Annotated in this window: 18 protein-coding genes and 1 tRNA gene; 5 read left to right on the top strand and 14 right to left on the bottom strand. The window is 39.1% G+C overall.

Going from position 1 to position 23,801, the window contains the following annotated elements; genetic code table 11:
• Positions 1-105: 105 nt before the first annotated feature.
• The 7 genes from ACOB80_RS06795 to thrS all read right to left on the bottom strand — a co-directional run bounded on the left by ACOB80_RS06795 (position 106) and on the right by thrS (position 8,684).
• Complete coding sequence (locus ACOB80_RS06795; protein WP_473165061.1) at positions 106-798, bottom strand: aspartate/glutamate racemase family protein; 693 nt, start codon at positions 796-798, stop codon at positions 106-108.
• Positions 799-905: 107 nt separating this feature from the next.
• Positions 906-3,773: a methyl-accepting chemotaxis protein gene (locus ACOB80_RS06800; RefSeq protein WP_473165062.1), complete on the bottom strand. Its 2,868-nt coding sequence runs from the start codon at positions 3,771-3,773 to the stop codon at positions 906-908.
• 319 nt (positions 3,774-4,092) lie between these two features.
• Complete coding sequence (locus ACOB80_RS06805; RefSeq protein WP_473165063.1) at positions 4,093-5,193, bottom strand: phosphoribosylaminoimidazolesuccinocarboxamide synthase; 1,101 nt, start codon at positions 5,191-5,193, stop codon at positions 4,093-4,095.
• A 268-nt stretch (positions 5,194-5,461) separates the two neighbouring features.
• Positions 5,462-5,818 carry a 50S ribosomal protein L20 gene (rplT, locus tag ACOB80_RS06810; RefSeq protein ID WP_074499380.1) on the bottom strand — a complete coding sequence of 119 codons (357 nt, stop codon included), beginning with the start codon at positions 5,816-5,818 and terminating at the stop codon, positions 5,462-5,464.
• A gap of 17 nt (positions 5,819-5,835) precedes the next feature.
• On the bottom strand, positions 5,836-6,033 hold the full coding sequence (gene rpmI, locus ACOB80_RS06815) for a 50S ribosomal protein L35 (protein WP_193021437.1): 198 nt from the start codon (positions 6,031-6,033) through the stop codon (positions 5,836-5,838).
• A gap of 146 nt (positions 6,034-6,179) precedes the next feature.
• Positions 6,180-6,719, bottom strand: coding sequence for a translation initiation factor IF-3 (gene infC, locus ACOB80_RS06820; RefSeq protein ID WP_473165339.1), 540 nt, complete (start codon positions 6,717-6,719; stop codon positions 6,180-6,182).
• A gap of 54 nt (positions 6,720-6,773) precedes the next feature.
• Positions 6,774-8,684, bottom strand: a complete 1,911-nt coding sequence (thrS, locus tag ACOB80_RS06825) for a threonine--tRNA ligase (RefSeq protein WP_473165064.1) — start codon at positions 8,682-8,684, stop codon at positions 6,774-6,776.
• A gap of 282 nt (positions 8,685-8,966) precedes the next feature.
• Here thrS and ACOB80_RS06830 point away from each other — a divergent pair, with 282 nt between their 5' ends.
• Together ACOB80_RS06830 and ACOB80_RS06835 are read left to right on the top strand one after the other, a co-directional pair.
• Positions 8,967-9,833 (top strand): fructosamine kinase family protein, encoded by an 867-nt coding sequence (locus ACOB80_RS06830; protein ID WP_473165065.1) that lies wholly within the window; start codon positions 8,967-8,969, stop codon positions 9,831-9,833.
• An 83-nt stretch (positions 9,834-9,916) separates the two neighbouring features.
• Positions 9,917-10,138 carry a CPXCG motif-containing cysteine-rich protein gene (locus ACOB80_RS06835; RefSeq protein ID WP_473165066.1) on the top strand — a complete coding sequence of 74 codons (222 nt, stop codon included), beginning with the start codon at positions 9,917-9,919 and terminating at the stop codon, positions 10,136-10,138.
• A 14-nt stretch (positions 10,139-10,152) separates the two neighbouring features.
• On the opposite strand, the gene ACOB80_RS06840 is transcribed toward ACOB80_RS06835, so the two are convergent.
• On the bottom strand, positions 10,153-10,770 hold the full coding sequence (locus tag ACOB80_RS06840) for a riboflavin synthase subunit alpha (protein ID WP_473165067.1): 618 nt from the start codon (positions 10,768-10,770) through the stop codon (positions 10,153-10,155).
• 64 nt (positions 10,771-10,834) lie between these two features.
• On the opposite strand from ACOB80_RS06840, the gene ACOB80_RS06845 reads away from it, so the two are divergent.
• Together ACOB80_RS06845 and ACOB80_RS06850 are read left to right on the top strand one after the other, a co-directional pair.
• Complete coding sequence (locus tag ACOB80_RS06845; protein ID WP_473165068.1) at positions 10,835-12,199, top strand: MATE family efflux transporter; 1,365 nt, start codon at positions 10,835-10,837, stop codon at positions 12,197-12,199.
• A 141-nt stretch (positions 12,200-12,340) separates the two neighbouring features.
• Positions 12,341-12,417, top strand: a tRNA-Val gene (locus ACOB80_RS06850).
• A 23-nt stretch (positions 12,418-12,440) separates the two neighbouring features.
• Here ACOB80_RS06850 and ACOB80_RS06855 read toward each other — a convergent pair.
• On the bottom strand, positions 12,441-13,685 hold the full coding sequence (locus ACOB80_RS06855; protein ID WP_473165069.1) for a nuclear transport factor 2 family protein: 1,245 nt from the start codon (positions 13,683-13,685) through the stop codon (positions 12,441-12,443).
• Positions 13,686-13,868: 183 nt separating this feature from the next.
• Positions 13,869-14,321: a GNAT family N-acetyltransferase gene (locus tag ACOB80_RS06860; RefSeq protein ID WP_473165070.1), complete on the bottom strand. Its 453-nt coding sequence runs from the start codon at positions 14,319-14,321 to the stop codon at positions 13,869-13,871.
• Between the two features lie 180 nt (positions 14,322-14,501).
• Between ACOB80_RS06860 and ACOB80_RS06865 the strand changes: the two genes are divergently transcribed.
• Entirely contained in the window at positions 14,502-16,529 is a 2,028-nt protein-coding gene (locus tag ACOB80_RS06865) for a S9 family peptidase (protein WP_473165071.1), read from the top strand.
• Positions 16,530-16,600: 71 nt separating this feature from the next.
• On the opposite strand, the gene ACOB80_RS06870 is transcribed toward ACOB80_RS06865, so the two are convergent.
• The 4 genes from ACOB80_RS06870 to ACOB80_RS06885 form a co-directional block, all read right to left on the bottom strand.
• A complete protein-coding gene (locus ACOB80_RS06870) occupies positions 16,601-18,535 on the bottom strand; it encodes an alpha/beta hydrolase family protein (RefSeq protein WP_473165072.1) in 1,935 nt (644 codons plus the stop codon).
• Positions 18,536-18,888: 353 nt separating this feature from the next.
• Positions 18,889-19,287 carry a hypothetical protein gene (locus ACOB80_RS06875; RefSeq protein ID WP_473165073.1) on the bottom strand — a complete coding sequence of 133 codons (399 nt, stop codon included), beginning with the start codon at positions 19,285-19,287 and terminating at the stop codon, positions 18,889-18,891.
• Positions 19,288-22,356: an error-prone DNA polymerase gene (locus ACOB80_RS06880; protein WP_473165074.1), complete on the bottom strand. Its 3,069-nt coding sequence runs from the start codon at positions 22,354-22,356 to the stop codon at positions 19,288-19,290.
• A gap of 26 nt (positions 22,357-22,382) precedes the next feature.
• Entirely contained in the window at positions 22,383-23,783 is a 1,401-nt protein-coding gene (locus tag ACOB80_RS06885; protein WP_473165075.1) for a Y-family DNA polymerase, read from the bottom strand.
• Positions 23,784-23,801 lie beyond the last annotated feature (18 nt).

A 23,801-nucleotide genomic window follows, 5' to 3' on the forward strand; every position in this document is an offset into this window, starting at 1 on the left:
ACTAACTTTCTTAACTATTGCTTCTAACGTATTAAAATCACTGAGCAATACTTTCATAAATTGGTGATCGGGTTGCGTAATTATTGTACTTATAAATTACCCGATTCAAACTAACGCAAAATCAACCGCGCTTTGTGCGTGAATAGTTGTCGTATCAAATAAACGAACAGAGGTATCTTCTTGCGCAACTAATAAAGCAATTTCTGTACACCCTAAAATAACCGCCTGAGCTCCAGCTTGCTGCATGCTTTCAATTATATCTAAGTAACTTTCTTTAGACTGCTCACGAATATTGCCCAAACATAATTCTTCGTAAATAACGCGATGCACTAAATCACGATCAGCTTCATTTGGCACAATAACATCTATATCAAATTTCTCGATTAATCGTTGTTTATAAAACTCTTGCTCCATCGTAAATTTGGTGCCTAACAAACCAACTTTTTTAATACCATTTGCCACCAAAGCGTTCGCTGTAGCATCTGCGATATGAATGAGCGGTATATTCACCGATTTTTCTACTTCTCCTGCAACTTTATGCATGGTATTAGTACAAATAAGAAAAAAATCAGCACCCGCGGCTTCAATAGATTTAGCAGCTTTTACGAGAATGTCTGCGGTTTTACCCCACTCGCCTTCGTGTTGGGCTTTCTCAATTTCTGCAAAATCAACACTGTGTAAACAAATTTTTGCCGAATGTAAGCCACCTAGCAATTTACCAATCCCCTGGTTTATCGCTTGATAATAACTGACGGTTGACTCCCAACTCATGCCGCCAATTAGTCCTATTGTTTTCATTTAACTTGCCTCAAAACCACACCGGTAAAAATAAAAATGCACCGTAGCTGTGTTAATTAAACTTAGCTTACAGTGCATTAAACGCGTTATTCTTTATAAAAATGTCGCTAGAACTCGCTCCATTCATCTAATTCCTGTCTTCTAACGACAGGTCTAGGTTTCTTTCTGATAGGTCTTGCAGCAGACTGCGGGCGTCTCATTGGCTCAGGCTCATCGTCGATGTCATTCGTAGTAAAGTTTGACACCTGTTGAATCAATTGACTTGCCTGATCTTCCATAGATTTACTTGCGGCAGTTGCTTCCTCAACCAGTGCAGCGTTTTGCTGTGTCATGCCGTCCATTTGAGATACGGCATTACTTACTTCAGAAATACCAGCTGTTTGTTCTCTACTCGCACTGTCAATATCAGACATCATAGTAACAACTTCTTGAACAGCATCAGCTAACTCACCAAATGTTTTGCCGGAATCATCAACAAGCTTGCTTCCTTGACTAACAGCTTCAACACTATCGTTAATAAGTCCTTTGATTTCTTTAGCCGCTGAAGCGCTTCGTTGTGCAAGGTTTCGTACCTCACTCGCTACTACCGCAAACCCTCTACCTTGCTCTCCCGCTCTTGCAGCTTCAACAGCCGCATTTAAAGCAAGTAAGTTCGTTTGGAAAGCGATTTCATCGATTACACTGATAATATCAGAGATTTCTTTACTCGATTTTTCGATAGCCTGCATAGCGTCTATAGCACTATTAATAACTGTTCCGCCATCTTGTGCTTTAGCCATTGCGTTAGTTGAAAGTTTCGTTGCTTCACTCGCATTGTTAGCGTTCTGCTCAACAGTGGAGGTTAACTCTTCCATTGCCGAGGCTGTTTCTTCTAGGCTCGCTGCTTGAGATTCGGTACGTTTGCTAAGTTCAGCATTACCGGAGGCCAGTTCGCTCGACGCGTCAAATACATGATTTGCACTGTTACGAATACTGCTTACCATGTCGTTTAAGTTATTGAGTAAGCTATTCATTGCATCACCTAACACATTGAATTCGCCACCTAAATCATCGTCGATTTGTTTGGTTAAGTCACCTGAAGCTAACGCAAGCATTACTTCTTTAATTTCTGCAATGGCTTTCTTGCGCTGAGTAATATCAGTTGCGTATTTAACAACTTTATATGGGTTGCCGTTTAAGTCGAAAATAGGGTTATACGACGCTTGAATCCAAATTTCTTTACCGTGTTTGCCTAAACGTTTGTATTCACCCGTATCGAATTCACCTCGATTAAGCTTTTGCCAAAACATCTGATATTCTTGGCTCTGCGCTAACTCAGGTTCGGCAAACATTCTATGATGTTGACCTTTAATTTCCTCTAAGCGATAACCCAAAGTGTTTAAGAAGTTGTCATTAGCATCAATGATGGTGCCATCCATATTGAATTCGATAACCGCCTGAGATTTACTAATTGCATCGATTTGACCAGAAAAATTAGCGTTTTGCAGTTTTTCAGCGGTAACATCGGTAGCATATTTAACGACCTTAAATGGCTTGCCGTTTAAGTCTAAGATAGGGTTATATGAGGCATTGATCCAAATCTCTTTACCGCCCTTACCTAAACGTTTGTACTCACCGGTGTCGAACTTCCCTTCATTAAGCTGTTGCCAAAACATTCTATATTCATGGCTATTGGCATAATGAGGTTCAGCGAACATACTATGATGCTGGCCTTGAATTTCTTCTAACGAATAACCCATGGCCGCCAAGAAATTTTCATTGGCAGTGATGATGGTACCGTCCATATTAAATTCAATAACTGCTTGTGATTTGCTGATAGCATCAATTTGACCTGAAAAGTCTGCGTTTTGTATTTTTTGTGCAGTAACGTCAGAGGCAAACTTAACCACTTTAAATGGTTTACCATTTAAATCAAAAATTGGGTTATATGAAGCATTAATCCAAATCTCACGCCCACCTTTAGCTAAACGCTTATACTCACCAGTATCGAATTCACCTTGGTTAAGACGACGCCAAAACTCGCGATATTCGTGACTATTGGCATAATGAGGTTCAGCGAACATACTATGATGCTGGCCTTGAATTTCTTCTAACGAATACCCCATAGCCGCCAAGAAATTTTCATTGGCAGTGATGATGGTACCGTCCATATTAAATTCAATAACTGCTTGTGATTTGCTGATAGCATCGATTTGACCAACAAAGTCTGCATTTTGTAACTTTTGAGAAGTAACGTCGGCAGCGTACTTGACGACTTTGAATGGACTGCCGTTTAAATCGAATATAGGGTTGTAAGAAGCTTGAATCCAAATTTCTTTACCGCCTTTACCTAAACGCTTGTACTCACCTGAATCAAACTTACCTTCATTTAAATGCTGCCAGAACTCTTTATATTCTATACTTTGAGCATAATCCGGTTCTGCAAACATGCTATGATGCTGCCCCTTGATTTCCTCTAGGGTATAACCCATAGCAGCTAAAAAGTTGTCATTGGCGGTAATAATGGTGCCATCCATATTAAATTCGATAACCGCCTGAGATTTACTAATAGCTTCTATCTGACCGGTAAAGTCCGCACGCTGGCGTTTTTGTTCAGTAATATCAGTTGCGAATTTCACAACACTAATTACCTTGCCATTTTCATCTAAAACAGGGTTATAAGAAGCATGGATCCAAACTTCTTTGCCGTTTTTTCCTAAACGCTTGTACTCACCAGTATCGAATTCACCGCGGTTAAGCTTTTGCCAAAACGCTTTATATTCAGCACTTGCTGCATACTCTGGCGTTGTAAACATACTATGATGCTGTCCTACTATCTCTTCTAACGAATATCCAACTGTTGCGAGGAAATTTTCGTTTGCGGTTTTGATTGTGCCATCGAGCTCAAATTCAATAACGGCTTGTACACGATTTAGTGCATCTACTTTCGCAGTTAAAGATTGAATATCGAGATCCTGATTTGTAGCATCATTCATATTGTTTGTGCCTTCCGTAGAATTGGTTACTTCTATTACTTCTCGTTAGTACTTACAAATATAGTCATAGGCTATATGATGTTTCAATGGAAAATTAACATTTTTTCCAAAGTTAGCGCTGAAAGCCTGAAAATTTATCATATTGTTAACATATCACACTGTTTTAGCTCAGTTTTTCAACAGGAAAATAAGTGACAAAAACCCTATTTTATTTACGGTTAAATTAGGATTAGCGTTAATCTCTAAAGACTTTTCAACAAGGTGGACATAAAAAAAGGCTAGTTAACAAACTAGCCTTTAAATGTACGTAAGATCTATACTAATCGATTAGCTGATAGTGTTGTTTCAACACTTCAATAATTTCTGCTTTTGGATCTTCACTTAAAACAATTTTTTCACCGGTAATTTTTTCTGCAATATCTGTATAGGTTTTTGATACTTGCATGAGCACTTCTTGCGGCAATTCATTGTCATTCGCTAATGCAGTACGCTCTTCCATACGTTCTTTATTTAGCAAAATGTCTGGATCTGGAAAATGATTTAAAAGTAACTGTCTGAATCCTTCTTTAGAGTTCTCCAGTACTTTACCTTCTCTATAGGCTGGACCATCCCAAATTCTAGAAGAATCTGGTGTCCCTACTTCATCCATATAAATTAATTTGTCATTACCTTCTTTGTCTTTTACGTAGCCAAACTCAAATTTGGTATCAACAAAGATTTGATCTAGTTTAGCGAGCGCTCCAGAGATAACTTCGAAGCCTTCTGTTAATAACTTTTCATAAAGAGAAACATCATCAGCTGATTTAAAGTTAAATGACGCAAAGTTATCCGTAATGTTCTGACGAGTAATATTAACATCATCGGCTTCCGGCACGCCTAGAATGCCTTTTAAAATACCTTTAGTCGACGGTGTCATCAGTAATTCTGGTAATTTAGTATCGCGCTGTAAGCCTTCCGGTAGTTGAATACCGCAAAACTCTCGCTCACCTTTTTCATAAGCACGCCACATAGAGCCTGTAATATAACTACGACAAATAGCTTCGATCATGACAGGTTTAGCTTTCTGAACAATCCAAACAAACGGATGCGGAATATCAAGAATATGACTGTCTGCTAATCCTTGCTCTTTAAACAATTTAAACCAGTGATTAGAAATCGCATTTAACGCAGCACCTTTACCAGGTACGCCTCGCATGTCACCTTCACCTTTCCAGATACAATCAAATGCTGAAATACGGTCGCTGATCACCATAATCGCTAATTCAGTATCAGCAGGCACTTGATAGCCTTTTTCTTGAATTAAACGCGCACTGTCTTCTTTTGTTAACCAGTAAACAGAACGAACTTTACCGCTATGAACCGGCAAATCAGTACGAATAGGTAAATCGTTATTAACGGCTAAAACACCAGAAACACTCATTGTTTAAACCTTATTTTTAAAGAATAGATTTGTTTACTATTGCCACATCAACAATAACAAACAAATCAATTCTTAAAACCAATCTAATTTTAAATGTTTTAGACGTTATATTTTTGAAGATAATTGCGTTAAGAGCAAGGAAAGAAAGCGCAGTTTACTTTGGTAAACGAGCATTCTTGACGCAGTTATGAATGCAATTAGCAAATAAAAATATCGTCTAAATAGAAAAGGACGCCGAATGGCGTCCTTTACTAAGAGTATCTCTTGATTAAGCTAAAGAAGCTTGCGCTTTTTCAACTAATACTGAGAATGCTGCTTTATCGTATACAGCGATGTCAGCTAGGATCTTACGATCGATTTCAATCGATGCCTTTTTCAAGCCATTGATGAAACGGCTGTAAGATAAACCGTTTTGACGAGCTGCCGCGTTGATACGAGCAATCCAAAGTTGACGGAATTGACGCTTACGTTGACGACGGTCACGGTATGCGTATTGGCCAGCTTTAGTTACAGCTTGGAATGCAACGCGATATACGCGACTACGAGCACCGTAGTAACCTTTCGCTTGCTTTAAAATTTTCTTATGAGAACGACGTGCTACAACACCGCGTTTTACTCTTGCCATGTGCTAATCTCCTCTAATTAAGCGTTGCGAAGTAATTTGTCTACTGCTTTCACATCTGAAGCAGCTACCATGCTTTTAGCACGTAGATGACGTTTAACTTTAGTACGACGCTTAGTCAAAATGTGACGAAGACCAGCTTGTTTGCATTTGTAACCGCCTGAAGCAGTTTTTTTAAAGCGCTTAGCAGCACCTTTGTTAGTTTTCATTTTAGGCATTGATGTAAACTCCACATTGCCATTGAAATTTAGCAACTTAGGCGAAAATGGATAAACCACTTTACTTGCAAGCCTAATGTTACCGGTTAAACACAATAGAGGTGAGTAAAAATTGCTTTTTACTACTTGCTATTACCTACTATTGATTATTTTTTCGGTGCGAGCACCATCACCATTTGACGACCTTCCGCCTTTCTAGGGAAAGATTCTACAGTAGTCAGCTCTTCTAAATCGTTTTTAACACGAGTTAGTAGCTCAATACCTAATTCTTGGTGTGCCATCTCACGACCGCGGAAACGCAAAGTTACTTTAACTTTGTCGCCACCTTCTACGAAGCGCTTCAAGTTACGTAATTTAACTTGATAGTCACCTTCATCTGTACCAGGACGGAATTTAATTTCCTTAACCTGAATCTGTTTCTGCTTTTTCTTTTGCTCTTTTTGCTGCTTACTTTTTTCGTAGAGGAACTTACCGTAGTCCATCACACGACAAACTGGTGGTTTAGCCGTTGGGCTAATTTCCACTAAGTCAACACCCGCTTTTTCAGCTTCGTCTAATGCTTCATCTAGTGAAACAACACCAAGCGCTTCGTTATCTAAGCCAATTAAACGTACTTCATTTGCCGTAATAGCTTCGTTCAGTTTGTGTTGCGGCTCTTTTTGACCGCCTTTTAAACTACCTTTGATAGTTTATTCCTCCAAGTAATTAACAAATAATTTAGCAATAGCCAGCAAGGCTAATTATGCCCGCGTACGAACTTCTTCACTAAGTTTAGCAATGAAGTCGTCTACCGACATTTTTCCTAAATCTTCACCACTTCGTGTGCGAATAGCAATTTCGCCGTTTTCCATTTCCTTGTCACCAACAACAAGTAAATATGGAACACGCTTTAAAGTGTGCTCGCGGATTTTAAAGCCTATCTTCTCATTTCTCAAGTCTACTTTTGCTCTAAATCCATTTTCTTTCAGTTTTTTTACAACTTTTTCGCAATATTCAGACTGTTTGTCAGTAATATTCATCACTGTTGCTTGAATTGGCGATAACCAAGTTGGGAATTTTCCTGAGTATTCTTCAATCAAAATTCCGATAAAACGTTCAAGAGAACCCAAGATCGCGCGGTGAATCATTACAGGTTGATAACGTTCGTTATCTTCACCTACGTATGTCGCACCTAATCTTTCTGGTAAAGCAAAGTCTAGCTGAACTGTACCACACTGCCAGTTACGACCTAAACAATCGAGTAAAGTAAACTCAATTTTAGGACCATAGAATGCACCTTCGCCTGGTAAATATTCAAACTCGATATCTTTCGACTTTAATGCGTCAGCTAAGCCCTGCTCTGCTTTATCCCACATTGCATCGTCACCAATACGTTTTTCAGGACGCGTAGAAAGCTTAACAATAATATCTTCGAAGCCAAATGTTTGATAAACGTCATAAACCATTTCAATACATTTTGTCACTTCGTCTTGTACTTGGTCTTCGGTACAGAATACGTGTGCATCATCTTGAGTAAAGCCACGTACACGCATTAAACCATGTAGTGCACCTGATGGCTCATTACGGTGACAACAGCCAAACTCTGCCATTCGTAACGGTAGATCACGATAAGATTTTAAACCTTGGTTAAAAATTTGAACGTGACCAGGACAGTTCATCGGCTTAATAGCATATTCACGCTTTTCAGATTCCGTTGTGAACATTGCATCTGAGTATTTATCCCAGTGACCAGATTTTTCCCAAAGGCCTCGATCCATCATTAATGGACCTTTTACTTCGTCGTAGTCATACTCGTGTAGTTTTTCACGAACAAACTTTTCTAGCTCTGTATAAATAGTCCAGCCATCGTTGTGCCAAAATACCATACCTGGCGCTTCTTCTTGCCAATGGAACAAGTTCAAGGCTTTACCGATCTTACGGTGGTCGCGTTTTTCCGCTTCAGCAAGGCGTTGAATGTATGCTTTAAGTTGCTTTTTATCAGCCCATGCTGTGCCGTAAATACGTTGCAGCATTTTATTGTCTGAATCACCGCGCCAATAAGCACCAGCTACCTTCATCAGTTTTAAATGATGACAATGACGCATATTAGGCACGTGAGGGCCTCGACACATGTCAACGTATTCTTCGTGGTGATATAAACCTGGACGATCATCTTTTTCGATATTTTCGTCTAAGATTTCCATTTTGTAAGTTTCGCCGCGAGCTTCGAATGTATCGCGCGCTTCTTGCCAAGAAACAGTTTTCTTAACAACATCATAGTTTGTTTTGGCTAGCTCAAGCATACGCTTTTCTAGCTTAACTAGGTCTTCTTCATTAATAGAGTGTTCTAAATCGATATCGTAGTAAAAACCGTTATCGATGACAGGACCTATCGCCATTTTCGTGTCTGGCCATAATTGCTTAATAGCGTGACCCAATAAATGCGCACAAGAGTGACGAATTATTTCAAGACCATCTTGATCTTTATTCGTTATAAGCTGTAAATCCGCGTCATTTTCAATTAATTCACAAGCGTCAACTAATTCACCGTTTACACGACCAGCAATGGTCGCTTTTGCTAAACCAGGACCAATATCTAAAGCTACATCCATTACAGATACGGCATTTTCAAATGAGCGTTGACTTCCGTCAGGGAGAGTAATTACAGGCATGAGTTTTCCTTATACAGTGTCGGCACCTACCAAGTGTCGAATGTTTATATAATTTTCATAAGATAATAACAACGAGTCATTACCTTAGTATCTAATAGAGCGAGAGAATATAGGGGATATTTACGTATATTGCAACGACAAAAAACAGTGTATTTTTACCTTAGCGACTGATTATTTAAATCTTTGGTAAAGTTTAACAAAATAACGGTATTTTGAACGTCCCTATTAATCAGGACTATAATAAAAATTAGAGATATTAGATTACAGCTAGGCTCGGGTTTTATGTGGAAAACAATAGCTAATGCAATAGAAAACGCGATCGGTGAACCTTTTTCCATCGAGCATACAGAAACCGTCACTGGTGGCGATATAAATTTAGCGTTCAAAGTTAGCGGCTCAAAAAAAAGTTACTTCATAAAAATTAATGACAAGCCCTTTTTAGATGCTTTTGAGGCTGAAGCATATAGTCTAAAACAACTTGCTAGTGTTCAAACAATTTATGTACCCCAAGTTATTACCTATGGCGTTACATTAGATAAATCTTTTCTTGTGCTTGAATGGTTATCGCTAAAACCAATGGTAAACAAGAATTGGCGTGCATTAGGCATTGGGCTAGCCAAATTACATAAAACCTCTAGTCATGGACAGTTTGGCTGGCAAAGTGATAACTATATAGGTAACACAATTCAGGTAAACCCATGGCAAAGTAATTGGCGAGAGTTTTTCGCTGAACAGCGTATTGGCATGCAATTACAACTTTTAAAGGAAAAGTCGGTTTATCTGGGCGATATCGATCACTTAGTTAAAGTTTGTCACGATCTACTGCTACATCACCAAGTTTCTCCATGTTTAGTGCATGGTGATCTGTGGCAAGGCAACATTGGGTGTGTGAACAACAAACCTGTTATATTTGATCCCGCGTGCTACTACGGCGATAGAGAAGTAGATGTTGCTATGACCGAATTATTTGGTCAATTACCCAAAGAGTTTTATCAAGGCTATCAAGAAGTATACCCTCTGCCTGAAAAATACAGTATTCGTAAGCATGTTTATAATTTTTATCACATCCTAAATCACGCGAACCTATTCGGCGGTGTATACGTTGATCAAAGCCAAGCATATGTTAGTCGCCTATTATCATACAGTTAGCAATTGAGCATAGGATAATTCGCACTTTTGATAAAAACGATCATACTTAAAGGTACGATTATTCACTAAAACAAGGGGGAAGAATGTCGCAACCAAACCTCCTCAACACCACTACAGACCAAAGAATTTCTTGTCCGCACTGTGGGCATAATATTTACGTAACTTTAGATCCCACCGAAGGTGATCAAGATTATTACGATGAATGCCCTGCTTGTTGCAAAGACATTCATTTAAATATGCACATAGATGAGTATCATCAAAAGCTACAGCTCGCCGTTGACAGTGATGATGAGCAGGTATTTTAACGAAAGCTGAGTATTTATCTAACCAGATTCATTCTCTCTAGTGTTGAAACTATAGTCATGGTTTGTTGATCAAACTCTATATTGACCTGTTGATCTACTTCTAATTTATCTAAATTAGTTCTTGCTAACGTTTCTGGAATCAAATGCACGTTAAACTCACCATTTACCGCTTCACCTAAGGTTAAACTAATACCGTTAATCGCAATGAAGCCTTTGGCAAACAAATATTTACCCCACTCAGTTTCTACACAAAATGTTAGCTGACAGTTGTTTTCAGATTCAACGCGCCTTTGTAATCTCGCCATGGTATGGACGTGACCACTAATAATGTGACCACCTAATTCATCACCTACTTTTAATGATCTTTCCAAGTTTACAAAATCGCCTTCTTTAATATTAGCGAGATTAGAGACGCGAAGCGTTTCGTCAATGACGTCAAAAGATACAATTCCCGCCTCACCTTTAAGGTGAAACTCAACCGCTGTTAAGCAAACTCCATTAATGGCAATACTGGCGCCTAAGGACAAATGTTCAATAATTTCACTGTCACCCTTTACCGTTAAATGCATAGTGCCGTCTGAAATTTTATTTGTAATAACTTGTACTTGGTGCTGAATGATACCTGTAAACATAAATAAACCGCGTTATAATGGATGGTGTTATTTTATCTGTCGTTAACCAGAAGCGCTACCGTCAATGCAATTAGATGCCTTTTTATTAAACACCAAGCGATTAATGAAGCTCGCTTATCCTATTTTAATCGCACAACTGATACAAACCTTGATGGGCTTTGCCGATACGGTAATGGCAGGCAGAGTAAGCTCTACAGATATGGCTGCGGTAGCGGTAGCAAGTAGTGTTTGGTTACCCATTATACTGTCTATATCAGGCGTTATGATGGCGCTAGCCCCGATCGTTTCTCAAAATGCTGGGGCTAAGACCTATGAAAAAGTCGCTAATTCAACCCAACAAACCGCTTGGATCGGTGTTTTTATTTCTGTCGCGATTATTGCATTATTCTACATAGTTGAACCCTTGTTATATGACAGAGTAAGCCTTGAACCAGAATTAAAACGTTTAATGTTTAGTTACCTTGAATATATCGTTTGGGGTGGCCCTGGTTTTTGTCTCTACCTAGTTTTTAGAAACTATTCTGAAGGACTTTCACATACGCGCCCCACTATGATAGTCAGTATTATGGGACTATTAACCAATATTCCAGCTAACTACATTTTTATTTACGGCTATGGTGATGTTCCCGCACTAGGTGGCGCTGGTTGTGGATTAGCTACTGCAATAGTGTACTGGGTTATGTGTTTCGGCATGATGTTTTACTGTTTATGGTCAAAACACTTAAAACATGCGCCTATCTTTAAAAAATTCTACTGGCCAAACTGGCACGAAATAAAAAACATTTTAAGTTTAGGCATTCCTATTGCGCTCTCTTTATTATTTGAAGTGAGCTTATTTGCGGTTGTTGCCATAATTCTCGCACCGTTTGGCGCTGAAATTGTTGCAAGTCATCAAGTGGTCATTAACTTTTCTGGTTTAGTATTTATGATACCGTTGAGCCTTGCGATGGCCGTTACTATTCAAGTAGGCACAGCAATTGGTAACAAGGAATACGAAAAAGCAAAAGAAATTTGTCAATACTCAATCCTATTTGGCCTTGTAATCGCTGTCGTTACCGCGCTATTTACGCTAGCCTTTAGAACACAAATTGCAGGCATATACAGTACTGAAGTTCCTGTTGTGGAACTTGCAGCGAGCTTAATGTTCTTAGCGGCGTTATTCCAATTTTCCGATGCTATTCAAGTTATCTCAGCTGGAGCACTTCGCGGTTACAAAGACACTACAGCGATTTTATATATCACGTTTGTCTCCTACTGGTTAGTAGGGTTATCGATTGGCTTGATACTAGGCTTAACCGATTGGATTATTGAGCCAATAGGCCCTTACGGTTTTTGGATAGGATTTATATTAGGCTTAACAGCCGCGGCGATATTACTTGCTTGGCGCTTAAAAGTTATTCAACGACGCGTAGCATTGCATTATCAATAATCGATTTGACCATTTGTTAAACAAACAGTTAGATTTTAAAAACAAATCGTACAAAATCGCTTGCAACTCAATAACGAGACCGCTAACATAGCGCTCCGTTGTTTAGAGCACTTGCGATAAATAACAGCCCTTATCTGTAGTGGGAGCGTAGCTCAGTTGGTTAGAGCGCTTGCTTGACATGCAAGAGGTCGCTGGTTCAACTCCAGTCGCACCCACCACTTTCAAAGTCCTGTACTTCTCTCTAATTGCTTTTATATTCCCAAACAAGATCTTTGACTTTCCATTGACCGTTGGTTTTAACTAAATGAAGAAATTCAACCCAATTGTCTGATGTAAGCTGCACTGCAGCGATGTTTTTGTACAAGCCAAGTATCTCTGCTTTATTAAAAGGATTGTGAGGAAAGCGAGTACCCGATTTGTTCCAGTTTTCAGCATAGCTAAGCATATCTTGATAACTAGTATTATGAAGAAAGCTCTTTCCTTCTCGATTAGTTCTCACAATATTTTTAGCTAAATCCTGATGCAACGTTTTTTCCATTAATACAGGGTCTAACGTTTGCAAGGCGATAAGGTAGTTTAACGCGGTTTGTTTAATAATTTGTTTTTCATTATCCGCAGGCGAATCTAGAGGTAAGTTATTTGGACGTTTGATCGCTTTACCGTCTGTGTCAAATCGCACGGTTTTAGCCAAACTTCCATTTTTAGCATAAGATTTTTCACCGCGATGATAGCCGAAAGGACTTAATACTTTGGCTCCTTGTTCATCAAAATAGCTAAATGATTGATGAAAACCATTTATATCGTATTCGTCTTGATAGTAAGCGACACCAAAATCGGTATTTTTCATCGCATATGAGTTACCCGCGCCATTTAAATTAATATGTTTCACTGGTTCATTTTTCGCATTATATTCAATAGCTGTTTTGCCAAAAGCAAAATATGGCGATAGAGGTTGTGGCTCTCCTGCTAAATTAAATCGTTGCTCAATAACCCAATTTTTGTCTTTTAGCCATTGATAACGTGAAATATTCCATCGAGATTCTACCGGCTTACCTTCAACATCATAAAAGTCGAGCTGATACTTAAAACCTTCTTTATTTACTTTAAAAAGCTCCTTATGTACCCCTCTAATATTTGCCATGGGTTGATTATTAATATCGAAATACGTGCGAATTTCTGAGTGTTCGTTGTAGCTAAACTTAATTTTATATGCGCCAAAATAAGTCAGAGGATGGCGACGAAAGTTACCATACTTATTATTCACAATTTCCCTGATGCGCCCTTTTTGATCATAGTGAAAAACAAAATGGCTTACATCTTTAGTTTGTTCCGCTGACATTGGCTTTACGCCCACAACTGGCACGTGTAAAGAAACATGATTATATCGAAGGGTACTAAAATATTTTGTTGTTGAACCGACCGAATCTGCGTTTGAAAATGGTGCGAGAAGTACTAATACCGCAGTAGATAAATGAAGTTTTTTCATGCCGATTCCCTTTCCTGTTATTTTTATGGTGCGTTGTGTTCCTAAGAGATGGTTTGATTAATCTAAAGATATTGACCAATCCCAACCCTAACCAACCATTACGAACAAATTCGTAAATAGATTTACCATAAGATTTTTGTGAAAACAAGAAAGGAAGGTTTTTGAGTGCCTCCCCATACTTTTTTAAAGTGTTAGAAAATAATGAAAATAATCATCGTCTTTTACATAACCAAGTGATTCATACAAAGATTGAGCGACAACATTATTCGATGCAGTTTCTAACGCGATACCCTTAGCGCCTGATTGAACGCCAAATTCTCTCGCGGCTTCCATTAGTAGACGAGATATTCCTAACCCTCGGGCTTTTTCGTCAACAAATAAGTCATTTAGTACCAGACTTTTTTGCGCAGAAACAGAAGAAAATGTCGGATAAAGTTGTGTAAAGCCAAGCGCTTTTCCTGTTTCTTCGTCGACAACGTAAAAAATGGTGGATTCATCATTAGCGAGACGTTCAGTGATAAATTGAGTAGCCAATGCTAGATCACTTTTTTGTTGATAAAACACTCGGTATAAATCAAACAAAGGCGCTATTTTATTCACATCTGCTGTTGTTGCCGTTAGTAACCTTAAATTCATGTCCTTTGACCTCATAACTTCAAGTAAAGGTTGACTCTACTTTGTAACTTAACTATTAGTATTGAAGTTGTTTTTACTACAAGCTTCAAAGAGATACAAGAAAAGCCTTGTCTCTCAAATTATCTATTTTTAACAGCGAAAAATACCTGTTAATAAGTATCGAATACATTGGAGAAATACATGAAAAGAACCTTACTACAAGGTCTACTATTATCGAGCATTTCCAGCACGACTGCTCTTGCTGTAGATAACACCTTGTTTAATGCTGAAGATATATTTTCTTTAGAATACGCCAGTAATATTCAGCTATCCCCTAACGGAAAACAAATAGCCTACATTAGAAATGCTTACGAAATTATGACAGACGGTAAAAGCCGTGATGTTTGGTTAATTAATACAGAAACAGGTAAACAAGTTCCATTATTTTCAGACGACAAAAAATACAGTCAATTAGTATGGTCTCCAGGAGGTTCTAAACTAGCGTTTGTCAGTAACATGTCTGGCAGTTATCAAATACATGTGCATTATTTAAAAGAAAACCGCACAGCAATGGTAAGCCAATTACAAAAAGGCATTGGCAATTTAACTTGGTCACCAGATGGTAAATGGCTCGCATTTACCCAAAAAGTCTCAGCGAAATCAACCTCTTTAGCAAAAATGCCTAAAAAACCCAAAGGGGCTAAATGGGCTAAACCTGTCGTTGTTATCGACAAAGCGAGATATCAAGCCGATGGTGTTGGTTTATTAAAACCAGGTTACCAACAGGTATTTGTCCTTCCTAGTGAAGGAGGAACAGCTAGACAATTAACTTCAGGTAACTTTAATCATGGGCGAGGATTAGAGTGGGCTAAAGACAGCAAATCACTTGTATTTTCAGCAAATCGTTTACCCGATTGGGAGTACAAAACTCTCGATAGTGACTTATTCAGCGTAGACCTTAGCGGGAAACTAACGCAAATTACTGATATGCCAGGAAGAGAGTACAACCCTAGCTTTTCACGTGATGGTAAAACGTTAGCTTACTTAGTTACGTCTAACGCGTTAAACCCATATCGTAACGCCAAGTTAAATTTAATGAACTGGCGCACTAAAGAATCAACACTCATTGCAAAAGACTTCGATCGCTCGATAAGAAGCCCACAATGGATTTCTCAAAACGAACTAGCATTTAGCTACGATGATTTTGGTAAACGTAAAGTCGCCAAAATTAGTCGCTCAGGAAAGATATCCGACCTAACCGATACTTTGTCGGGGACAACTCTAGGGCGACCCTACATAAGTGGTGAATTTAGTGCCAATAATTCAGGTAAAATCGCTTTTTCTCACGGCACAAGCGAACGTCCGGCCAACGTAGCTTTAATTGAAACAGGGGGCAAAGTAAAACAGTTTACTCAGTTGAATGAAGATTTACTTGCTCACAAAACGCTAGGTAAAGTACATGAAATAAAATACAAGTCTTCTTTTGATGGCGAAGAAATTCAAGGTTGGTATATCACACCGCCTAATTTTGACCCTAAGAAAAAATACCCACTCATTGTTGAAATTCACGGTGGCCCTCACCTAGCATACGGCCCGCATTTTTCTGCAGAACTTCAACGTTTTGCTGCGCAAGGTTATGTCGTGTTTTATGACAACCACAGAGGCAGCAGCTCTTACGGGGAAAGGTTCGCTATGTTATTGAAATACAAATATAGCTCCAAAGAAGATTTCGCCGACCATAATTCGGGTGTTGATGCCATGTTAGCGAAAGGATTTGTAGATGAGAACAACCTATTTATAGCAGGTGGCTCTGCGGGTGGGATCGCGACAGCCTATGCAATTGGTTTAACAGACCGTTTCTCAGCTGCAGTTGTCGTTAAGCCAGTTATTAATTGGTTGAGCAAAGTATTAACCGCAGACAGTGGATTAAGTCAGATCCCTACCCAATTTCCAGGGATGCCTTGGGAACACGTCGAACATTATTGGCAACGTTCACCTATGTCTTTGGTCGGTAATGTAACAACACCTACAATGTTGATAACAGGTGAAGAAGATTTACGTACGCCAATGGCACAAACAGAGCAGTATTACCAAGCCCTTAAACTGAGAAAAGTAGATACGGTGCTTGTAAAAGTACCTGGTGCTTCTCATGGGATTGCAAGTAAACCTTCACGAATGATTGCAAAAATTGAAAATACGCTTGCGTGGTTTGAAAAGTATAAAAAATAGATAATTAATTTTCTAATATAAAAAAAGCCGCTTATGCGGCTTTTTTTTGCTTTTATGAATAGTATCGACCGTTATAGATGTTTACTGAAAAAGTCTTCTAACTTCTCATACATTTCAATACGGTTTTCTACCTTTCTAAAACCGTGGCCTTCTTTATCCTTTACTAACCACTCATAAGGTTTTTCTAATGCTTCCATTCGCTCACGTAACATATCGGCATGTTCCATAACTACACGAATATCGCGACGACCATGGATAATAAATACTGGTGCTTGAATATTTTGAACGTGATCAATAGGTGACATACGCTTCATTAGTTCTTTGTCTTCTGGGTCACCAATTTGTTGTTTCATCACTTCTTTCTGTGGCTCCCATGTTGTTGGCATTGAAGTAAACAGTAAACCAACATCTGTTACACCAACAACGTTAACACCACACTTATAAAGTTCAGGCGTAAACGTTAAGCCAGCCATTGTCGCGTAACCGCCATAGCTGCCACCGTATATACATACACGCTTAGGATCTGCTACACCTTGAGCAATAAAGTGTTTTACAGTATCAGTAATGTCGTGCTGCATTTCTGCACCCCACTTACCACCGTAACCTGCTTGCTCAAATTCACGACCATAGCCACCTGAACCACGGAAGTTAACTTGTACTACTGCATAGCCTCGGCTCGCTAAAAATTGCGTATCTGAGTTGTAGCCCCAAGTATCACGTACACCAAATGGTCCGCCATGTGGGTTTATAATTAATGGAAGGTTTTTGCCATCAGAATCTTTTGGAATAGTGATGTATCCACGAAGAGTTAACCCATCTCTACTTTGGAACTCAAAAGGCTTCATTGGAGAAAGTAACGCAGGCTTAATAGTAGATTTAGGCTTAGCAATAGGCGTTAAGTTTCGCTTTTTATCCGACCATAAGTAGTAAGTACCAGGATCTGTATCACTATAAACGCTAAGAATTCTTAAGTCTTCAGCGTCATTCATTGACGTAGTTGCGAATTTTTTACCTTTGAATGTGCTCTTTAATGCGTTATTAAAGTCTTGCTCTTTCTTATCGAAATAGACACGTTCAGGGTAATCATCGAAATACGACACACCTAGAAGTTTCTTCTGTTTGCGAGAAGTTATTAAACCAGAAACATCTACTTTATCGTGGCCATAAATCATTTCACCTAATTCGTTTTTAACAGGGTCAAATTTGTAGATAGCTTGCTTATCACGACCAATATTAGAAGCTACATACATCATCTTATTATCGTAATCAAAGCGTAAAGGCGTAATGCTCTCGTCAAGAGGGCTAAATTCACGAAGTACTTTAAACTCTTTATCTTTCTTTTCTTTGTATAGTAATTTGCCTTTTAGACCAACAATAGAATAAGCACCACGCACGTCACCGTCGTTATCAACAATCCACGCTTGAACATCACCAGGGTTTTTCGCGATCAGCTCCATTGACGGGTTGCTTTTTCTTCTTTTATTCCACTTTTTATCCACACGCATTTTGTATAAATCAGGTTGTTTTACATAACGCTTGTTGTAAGAAACGATGATGTGGTCTGGATCATCCGGCAAAGTGTTAACTACTGACGCCATAACTGCACTTTTTCTAGAAAAAGTAGCTGCAACCAATTGAGTAATTTTAGGCTTTTTGCTGTTGTTTACACTATAAAGAGAAAGAGCTTCCTGTCCATCAGTTTCATCAACCGTAAAGACAATGCGCTCATCACTAGCCCAGAAAAAGCTACCAACACTTGCGCCTTTAAAAGCAGTTAACACATGATAGTTGCCACGGTTTTCTGTTTCCATTACAACTAAGTTCATGCGGTCGTGAATCGGCATCAATACAGCCAAATACTTTCCAGATGGAGATAAAGTAAAAGCAGCATAATCAGGTAAACTAAAAAAGTCTTTAGCGGTATGACTTTGCGTACTCTTTGCGTGTACACCTAGATTGAACAGCAACAAGGTGCTGATAATCAATAGTTTTATTGTTTTTCTCACGAAACTATCCTTTGATTTCTATATATTTTTAAGTGTTAAAGTTTTAATGCTTTAATCTATTGGCAGTACTTTGAAAAAGGCTGCTCACCTCTATTAGTAAACCAGAATCGAAATTTATTACTATAAGCTTAAAAAAATTTCTATTTTCTTCATTTAACAAAAGCTGCTAAGAAAGAAGGTGTGAATTCAAAATGGTTTAACGGGGAAATAAACGATTAAAAAACAATAAGGTACGGACATACTATGTCGTATATAGCAAATTACTTTTTTTGTGTATTGTGTTAACGACGCTTAAAAGTTTAATCTTATGTAAAGATATTTTTACTGAAAAGTTATTGTAGATTCTAACTTTCTTAGTTAAATAAGTAAGCGACAGAGTCAATTTTACCTGCTGCATCTGCCATTAGCGCTTGCTCTCGCTCTTCTTCAGTAAGGATATTGATGAAAGGGGTTTTTCTGCGTAACCTGCGCATTTGAGTACTGTTCTCCAATACTCCTTCACGAAATACATCTGGTTGATGAGCCAATTCAAATAAGCTATACCAAGTAATGTACTCGCTATAACCGATTTCTCCTGCTTTTCGCTTTTCGTCCCATCGTTTTTTTAACTCATCGATAAGCTCAATATTAGCTAATACTTTTTCTACCATAGCACGATGCAAAGCAAGTATTTGTTTATCGATTAAATCATCTTTAATACTATTTTTTCGAATGCGATAAGGGCGCTGTTTTTTATTTCGATTGCTATACATTTAATGAAAATCTCTTGAACTTGTACTTAATGAAGACAAACTTGCTGATAAATCCGTTAATTTACCGGCAATAATGTGTGTTACTTCCCCTTCTCTTTCAAGTATTCCCGTGACTTGTAAGATTTTAGCCGTTAAATACGGCTGTTTTTGCGCTCTTGAAGTTCCAGACCAAACAACGACATTAATATTACCTGTATCGTCTTCTAATGTCATAAAAGTAACTCCAGAGGCAGTACCTGGCGCTTGCTTTCCTGTAACAACCCCTACGACAGTTATTACGCTTTTATGCGACTTTTCAGCAAGCTGTTTCATTCGCGTAAATTTAGGCAGTAGTTGCATATCATCCATTAAGGTGATCGGGTGCCTATTTAACGTTAACCCCATTGCGGCGTAATCCTCATGCAAAATATCAAACGCTGAAGGCGTAAATTGATAAGAATTGTTATCTGTAATATCCGCAAATAAAGGCAAGCGTTGTTGATCGTTCATTAACGCCCAACGACTTTGATATCTATCACCAGAGATCTTTTGTAAAGCGTCAGCACTGGCCAGCTTTTGCAAATCCCCAGAAGATAACCCAAGCTGATGTAATTCATTAATTTCTGTGTAGCCTTTACTCGGCCTTTCTCCAACTAAAGTAGTCATAGCTTCTTTGGATAAGCCTTTAACTTGCCGTAAGCCAAGACGGATAACCCTCTCGTCGCCTTCTTTTAATACTTGATGATCTGCTTGCGATTCATTTATACAAACAGGCAACACCTTAATACCATGACGTTTTGCGTCTTGCACAAGCTGAGAAGCACTATAAAACCCCATAGGTAAGCTATTTAAAATAGAGGTATAGAAAGCGGCAGGATAATAATATTTAAGCCAAGCAGAGACATAAGCTAGCACCGCAAAAGACGCAGAGTGACTCTCAGGAAAGCCATACTCACCAAAACCGCAAATTTGCTCAAAAATACGTTCAGCAAAGTTAACTTCGTAGCCGCGCTCTTGCATGCCATTAATTAATTTGTCACGAAACTTAGCTAACTGCCCGTTTTTCTTCCAGCTTGCCATTGCACGGCGCAGCTGATCAGCTTCACCTCCTGTAAAACCAGCAGCCACCATAGCAAGTTTAATTACCTGCTCTTGAAAAATGGGTACACCTAACGTACGTGAAAGCACCTCTTTTACGGCTTCAGAAGGATAAGAAATTTCTTCTATCCCATCACGCCGTTTTAAAAATGGATGTACCATATCGCCCTGTATAGGACCAGGCCTAACAATAGCAATTTGAATAACCAAATCGTAATAACAGGCAGGTCTTAACCTAGGCAACATGCTCATTTGCGCCCGAGATTCTATCTGAAATACTCCCACAGTATCTGCTTTTTGCAACATACCATAAACCTTGTCGTCATCTTGTAGACGAGTAATTTCAGCAATAGTAAGTTCTCGGTTTTCTTGTTCTTTTAGGGTAGTAAAACACTTACGAATGGCAGAGAGCATTCCAAGAGCCAATACATCAACCTTTAATAACCCTAAAGACTCAAGATCGTCTTTATCCCATTGAATAACGGTACGATCTTCCATTGCAGCATTTTCTACCGGTACTAATTCATATAAAGGGCCTGCAGAAATAACGAAGCCACCAACGTGCTGCGACAAGTGACGAGGAAAACCTAATAGCTCGTTCACTAAACGGATAAAGAGCTGCCCTTTCGCTGACTCTGGCTGTAAACCAAGCTCAACTATCTGAGCCTGCCAAGGTAAACCACGATCTCGGCGATTAATATTCTTAATAAAAAACTCTAATTGAGTAATATCAATACCGAGTGCTTTTCCTACCTCGCGAATAGCACTTTTCAAACGATATGTAATGACAGTCGCGGCAATGGCTGTACGCTCACGACCATACTTTTGGTAAATATACTGAATCACCTCTTCACGACGTTCATGCTCAAAATCCACATCAATGTCAGGTGGCTCGTTACGCTCTTTACTAATAAAGCGCTCAAATAACACGGAGATTTGCCTAGGATCTACCGAGGTAATGCCTAAGCAATAACATACAACGGAGTTAGCTGCAGAGCCTCGCCCCTGATACAAAATACCTTGCTCTTTAGCAAAATTTACAATGTCGTGAATGGTTAAAAAATAATAAGGGTAATCAAGCTCTTCAATTAAAATCAGCTCTTTCTCAATGGTTTCTTCAATAGACTCAGGTACGCCATCAGGAAAGCGCTGTTGTTTCCCTTGGGTAACTAACTGACGTAGATAATCGTTTGCGGTGATTTTTTCTGGCACTAATTCTGCGGGGTACTCATATTGCAACTCAGCCAAAGAAAATTGACATTGCTCAGCAACCGATAAACTTTCGTACAATGTTGAAGTATCAAATAACTTAGCAAGTTTACTTATAGAGCGCATCGCTCGCTCACTATTAGACAACATTGTTTTGCCAAGCTTGTTAACGCTTGTACCTTGTTTCACAGCTGTTAATGTATGTTGTAGCTCTAAACGCGTAGCATTGTGCATAAGCACTCCACCACAGGCTAATATCGGCATGGCAAACTGCTCTGCTAAGCGTAAGCAATGTTGTTTATATTGATGATCATTACTTAATAGCCGCCTTTGCTGTGCAAGCCATAGCCTGTCAGCAAAATATTTACCCAACCATTTACCCCAACGGCTATCTTGTTCATCACCACGGGGAAGCCATAAACATAAGCAGTGTTTTACTGACATTAAGTCCCATTGTGATAACTGATACTGGCCTTTTTCGCTACGACGACGCGCGTTGGTAATGATACGACATAACTCGCCGTATGCTTTGCGATTAGGTACAAGTAAAATTAGCTGCAGGCTATCGTCCAACCAAAACATACTGCCAACAATAAGCTTTAACGAAAGCTGTTGATCCTTAATCGCAGTATACGCGCGGACAACGCCAGCAACAGAGCATTCATCGGTTATTGCTAATGCACGATAACCAAGAAAATCAGCTTGGTACACTAATTCTTCAGGGTGAGATGCTCCCGTGAGAAACGAAAAGTTACTCTGACAAAACAGCTCTGCATACGCCATAGAATTACCTACACGCTCCTGCCCACTTAACTAAAAACACCGTGGATATACCATTGTTTTTCAGGTGTACGAAATGTCCAGAACCATTGGCCTTGCTTACCTTTTGCAATAAAGTAATCACGGATCACATACTCTTGATCCCACCAGCCTGAGACAATACGTTCAGGACCATGAAATATATCAACTCTTTCTTCCAAAGGTTGTGGCGTTTGATATAACAAGCTAGGTCTTAATTCACTTAACGGTAACTTTTCAGGCTCAGACGTTTTTAACGGTTGATCATATTGTGTCGCTTTTTCGGGCCGATGATCATCAACAAGGTACACTCCCCTCACTTGCTCAATGCCTAACTTAGCTTGCAATCTAGAAACAAGCGCTTGTATCGATAATTGACCTTGTCGACCGGCAAAAAGATCGTGCATTTGCTCGTCATGGCCCATGGTTTGTTCAACGGCTAAAGTAATACCAACTACGGGTGCGACAAGGATGACCGAAGCAAGTTTAAGCTCAGATAACTCTAACCAGCGGTTTGCTTGATATTCACCTTGCGCAGCGTCAACCGTTAATTCAACTGGCGCAGCATCTCGTTGATGCAAGGTTAGGTGTAATTGCGAAGCACGCTTATCTCTTAAACGTAAAAAGGTTTCTAACAAGCGATAAAGGCGAAATAAAGGTTTGGTTAATTGCTGGGTATTACTGATATCAAAAAACAGCTCCAAATAATGATGAAACTGCTCCGGAGGATGATAAAACTCAACGATATGCTGTAAACGGCCGGTAAGCTTACCTACATAGTTCACCATATCTATATCAAATCGCTTAGCAATATCAGCTAATGGCAGTTGTGTTAACTCGCCTAACGAATGTACGCCTATACGCGTTAATTGTTCTTGCTGCCTCACTGAGATATCGCTCAGTGCTAAAGGGCATTGACTAAGAGCTTGGTTAACATGTTGAGCGTCATCAGTAATTTGATTAGTGCCGTTAAGAGCAAGTATTTTGGCAGCATAAGGTGAAAAGCCCGTGGCATATAGATAATCGATATCAAGCTTTGCCAAGTGTTGCTCTAACGCTTGCCAGTAGCTCGATAGGTTCTGATATAAACTCAACATATTACTGACACGTAATAAAATGCCTTGTGATTTTACTAGACAAATATCAGAAGTAACTAAGTACAACCAACGAGCAATGGCTGACAAGCGCTCTTCTTCTAAACTTTGATCATAAGGGTACACTTGTAGCTCTGCACTTAAAGCTGCCGCAGCTCCTAAGCCCATTCCAATAGAAATACCTTGTTCTTTAGCTGTAGCGTTACACTGTACAATTTGGCTCTTTTTTCCCTCAACAATGGCAATAGGCGTATTCGGCTGCTCATTAAAGGCACTATTAAGCTGTAAGTTTGGAAAATGTAGATATAACCACAACACAAGCGTCTCCTTTTATCC

This window comes from Thalassotalea coralli (assembly GCF_055786205.1).

Bases quoted from the DNA above. Each gene is read 5' to 3' on its own strand.
- ACOB80_RS06795 (WP_473165061.1), bottom strand. From the start codon at position 798: ATGAAAACAATAGGACTAATTGGCGGCATGAGTTGGGAGTCAACCGTC.
- ACOB80_RS06800 (WP_473165062.1), bottom strand. From the start codon at position 3,773: ATGAATGATGCTACAAATCAGGATCTCGATATTCAATCTTTAACTGCG.
- ACOB80_RS06805 (WP_473165063.1), bottom strand. From the start codon at position 5,193: ATGAGTGTTTCTGGTGTTTTAGCCGTTAATAACGATTTACCTATTCGT.
- rplT (WP_074499380.1), bottom strand. From the start codon at position 5,818: ATGGCAAGAGTAAAACGCGGTGTTGTAGCACGTCGTTCTCATAAGAAA.
- rpmI (WP_193021437.1), bottom strand. From the start codon at position 6,033: ATGCCTAAAATGAAAACTAACAAAGGTGCTGCTAAGCGCTTTAAAAAA.
- thrS (WP_473165064.1), bottom strand. From the start codon at position 8,684: ATGCCTGTAATTACTCTCCCTGACGGAAGTCAACGCTCATTTGAAAAT.
- ACOB80_RS06830 (WP_473165065.1), top strand. From the start codon at position 8,967: ATGTGGAAAACAATAGCTAATGCAATAGAAAACGCGATCGGTGAACCT.
- ACOB80_RS06835 (WP_473165066.1), top strand. From the start codon at position 9,917: ATGTCGCAACCAAACCTCCTCAACACCACTACAGACCAAAGAATTTCT.
- ACOB80_RS06840 (WP_473165067.1), bottom strand. From the start codon at position 10,770: ATGTTTACAGGTATCATTCAGCACCAAGTACAAGTTATTACAAATAAA.
- ACOB80_RS06845 (WP_473165068.1), top strand. From the start codon at position 10,835: ATGCAATTAGATGCCTTTTTATTAAACACCAAGCGATTAATGAAGCTC.
- ACOB80_RS06855 (WP_473165069.1), bottom strand. From the start codon at position 13,685: ATGAAAAAACTTCATTTATCTACTGCGGTATTAGTACTTCTCGCACCA.
- ACOB80_RS06860 (WP_473165070.1), bottom strand. From the start codon at position 14,321: ATGAATTTAAGGTTACTAACGGCAACAACAGCAGATGTGAATAAAATA.
- ACOB80_RS06865 (WP_473165071.1), top strand. From the start codon at position 14,502: ATGAAAAGAACCTTACTACAAGGTCTACTATTATCGAGCATTTCCAGC.
- ACOB80_RS06875 (WP_473165073.1), bottom strand. From the start codon at position 19,287: ATGTATAGCAATCGAAATAAAAAACAGCGCCCTTATCGCATTCGAAAA.
- ACOB80_RS06880 (WP_473165074.1), bottom strand. From the start codon at position 22,356: ATGGCGTATGCAGAGCTGTTTTGTCAGAGTAACTTTTCGTTTCTCACG.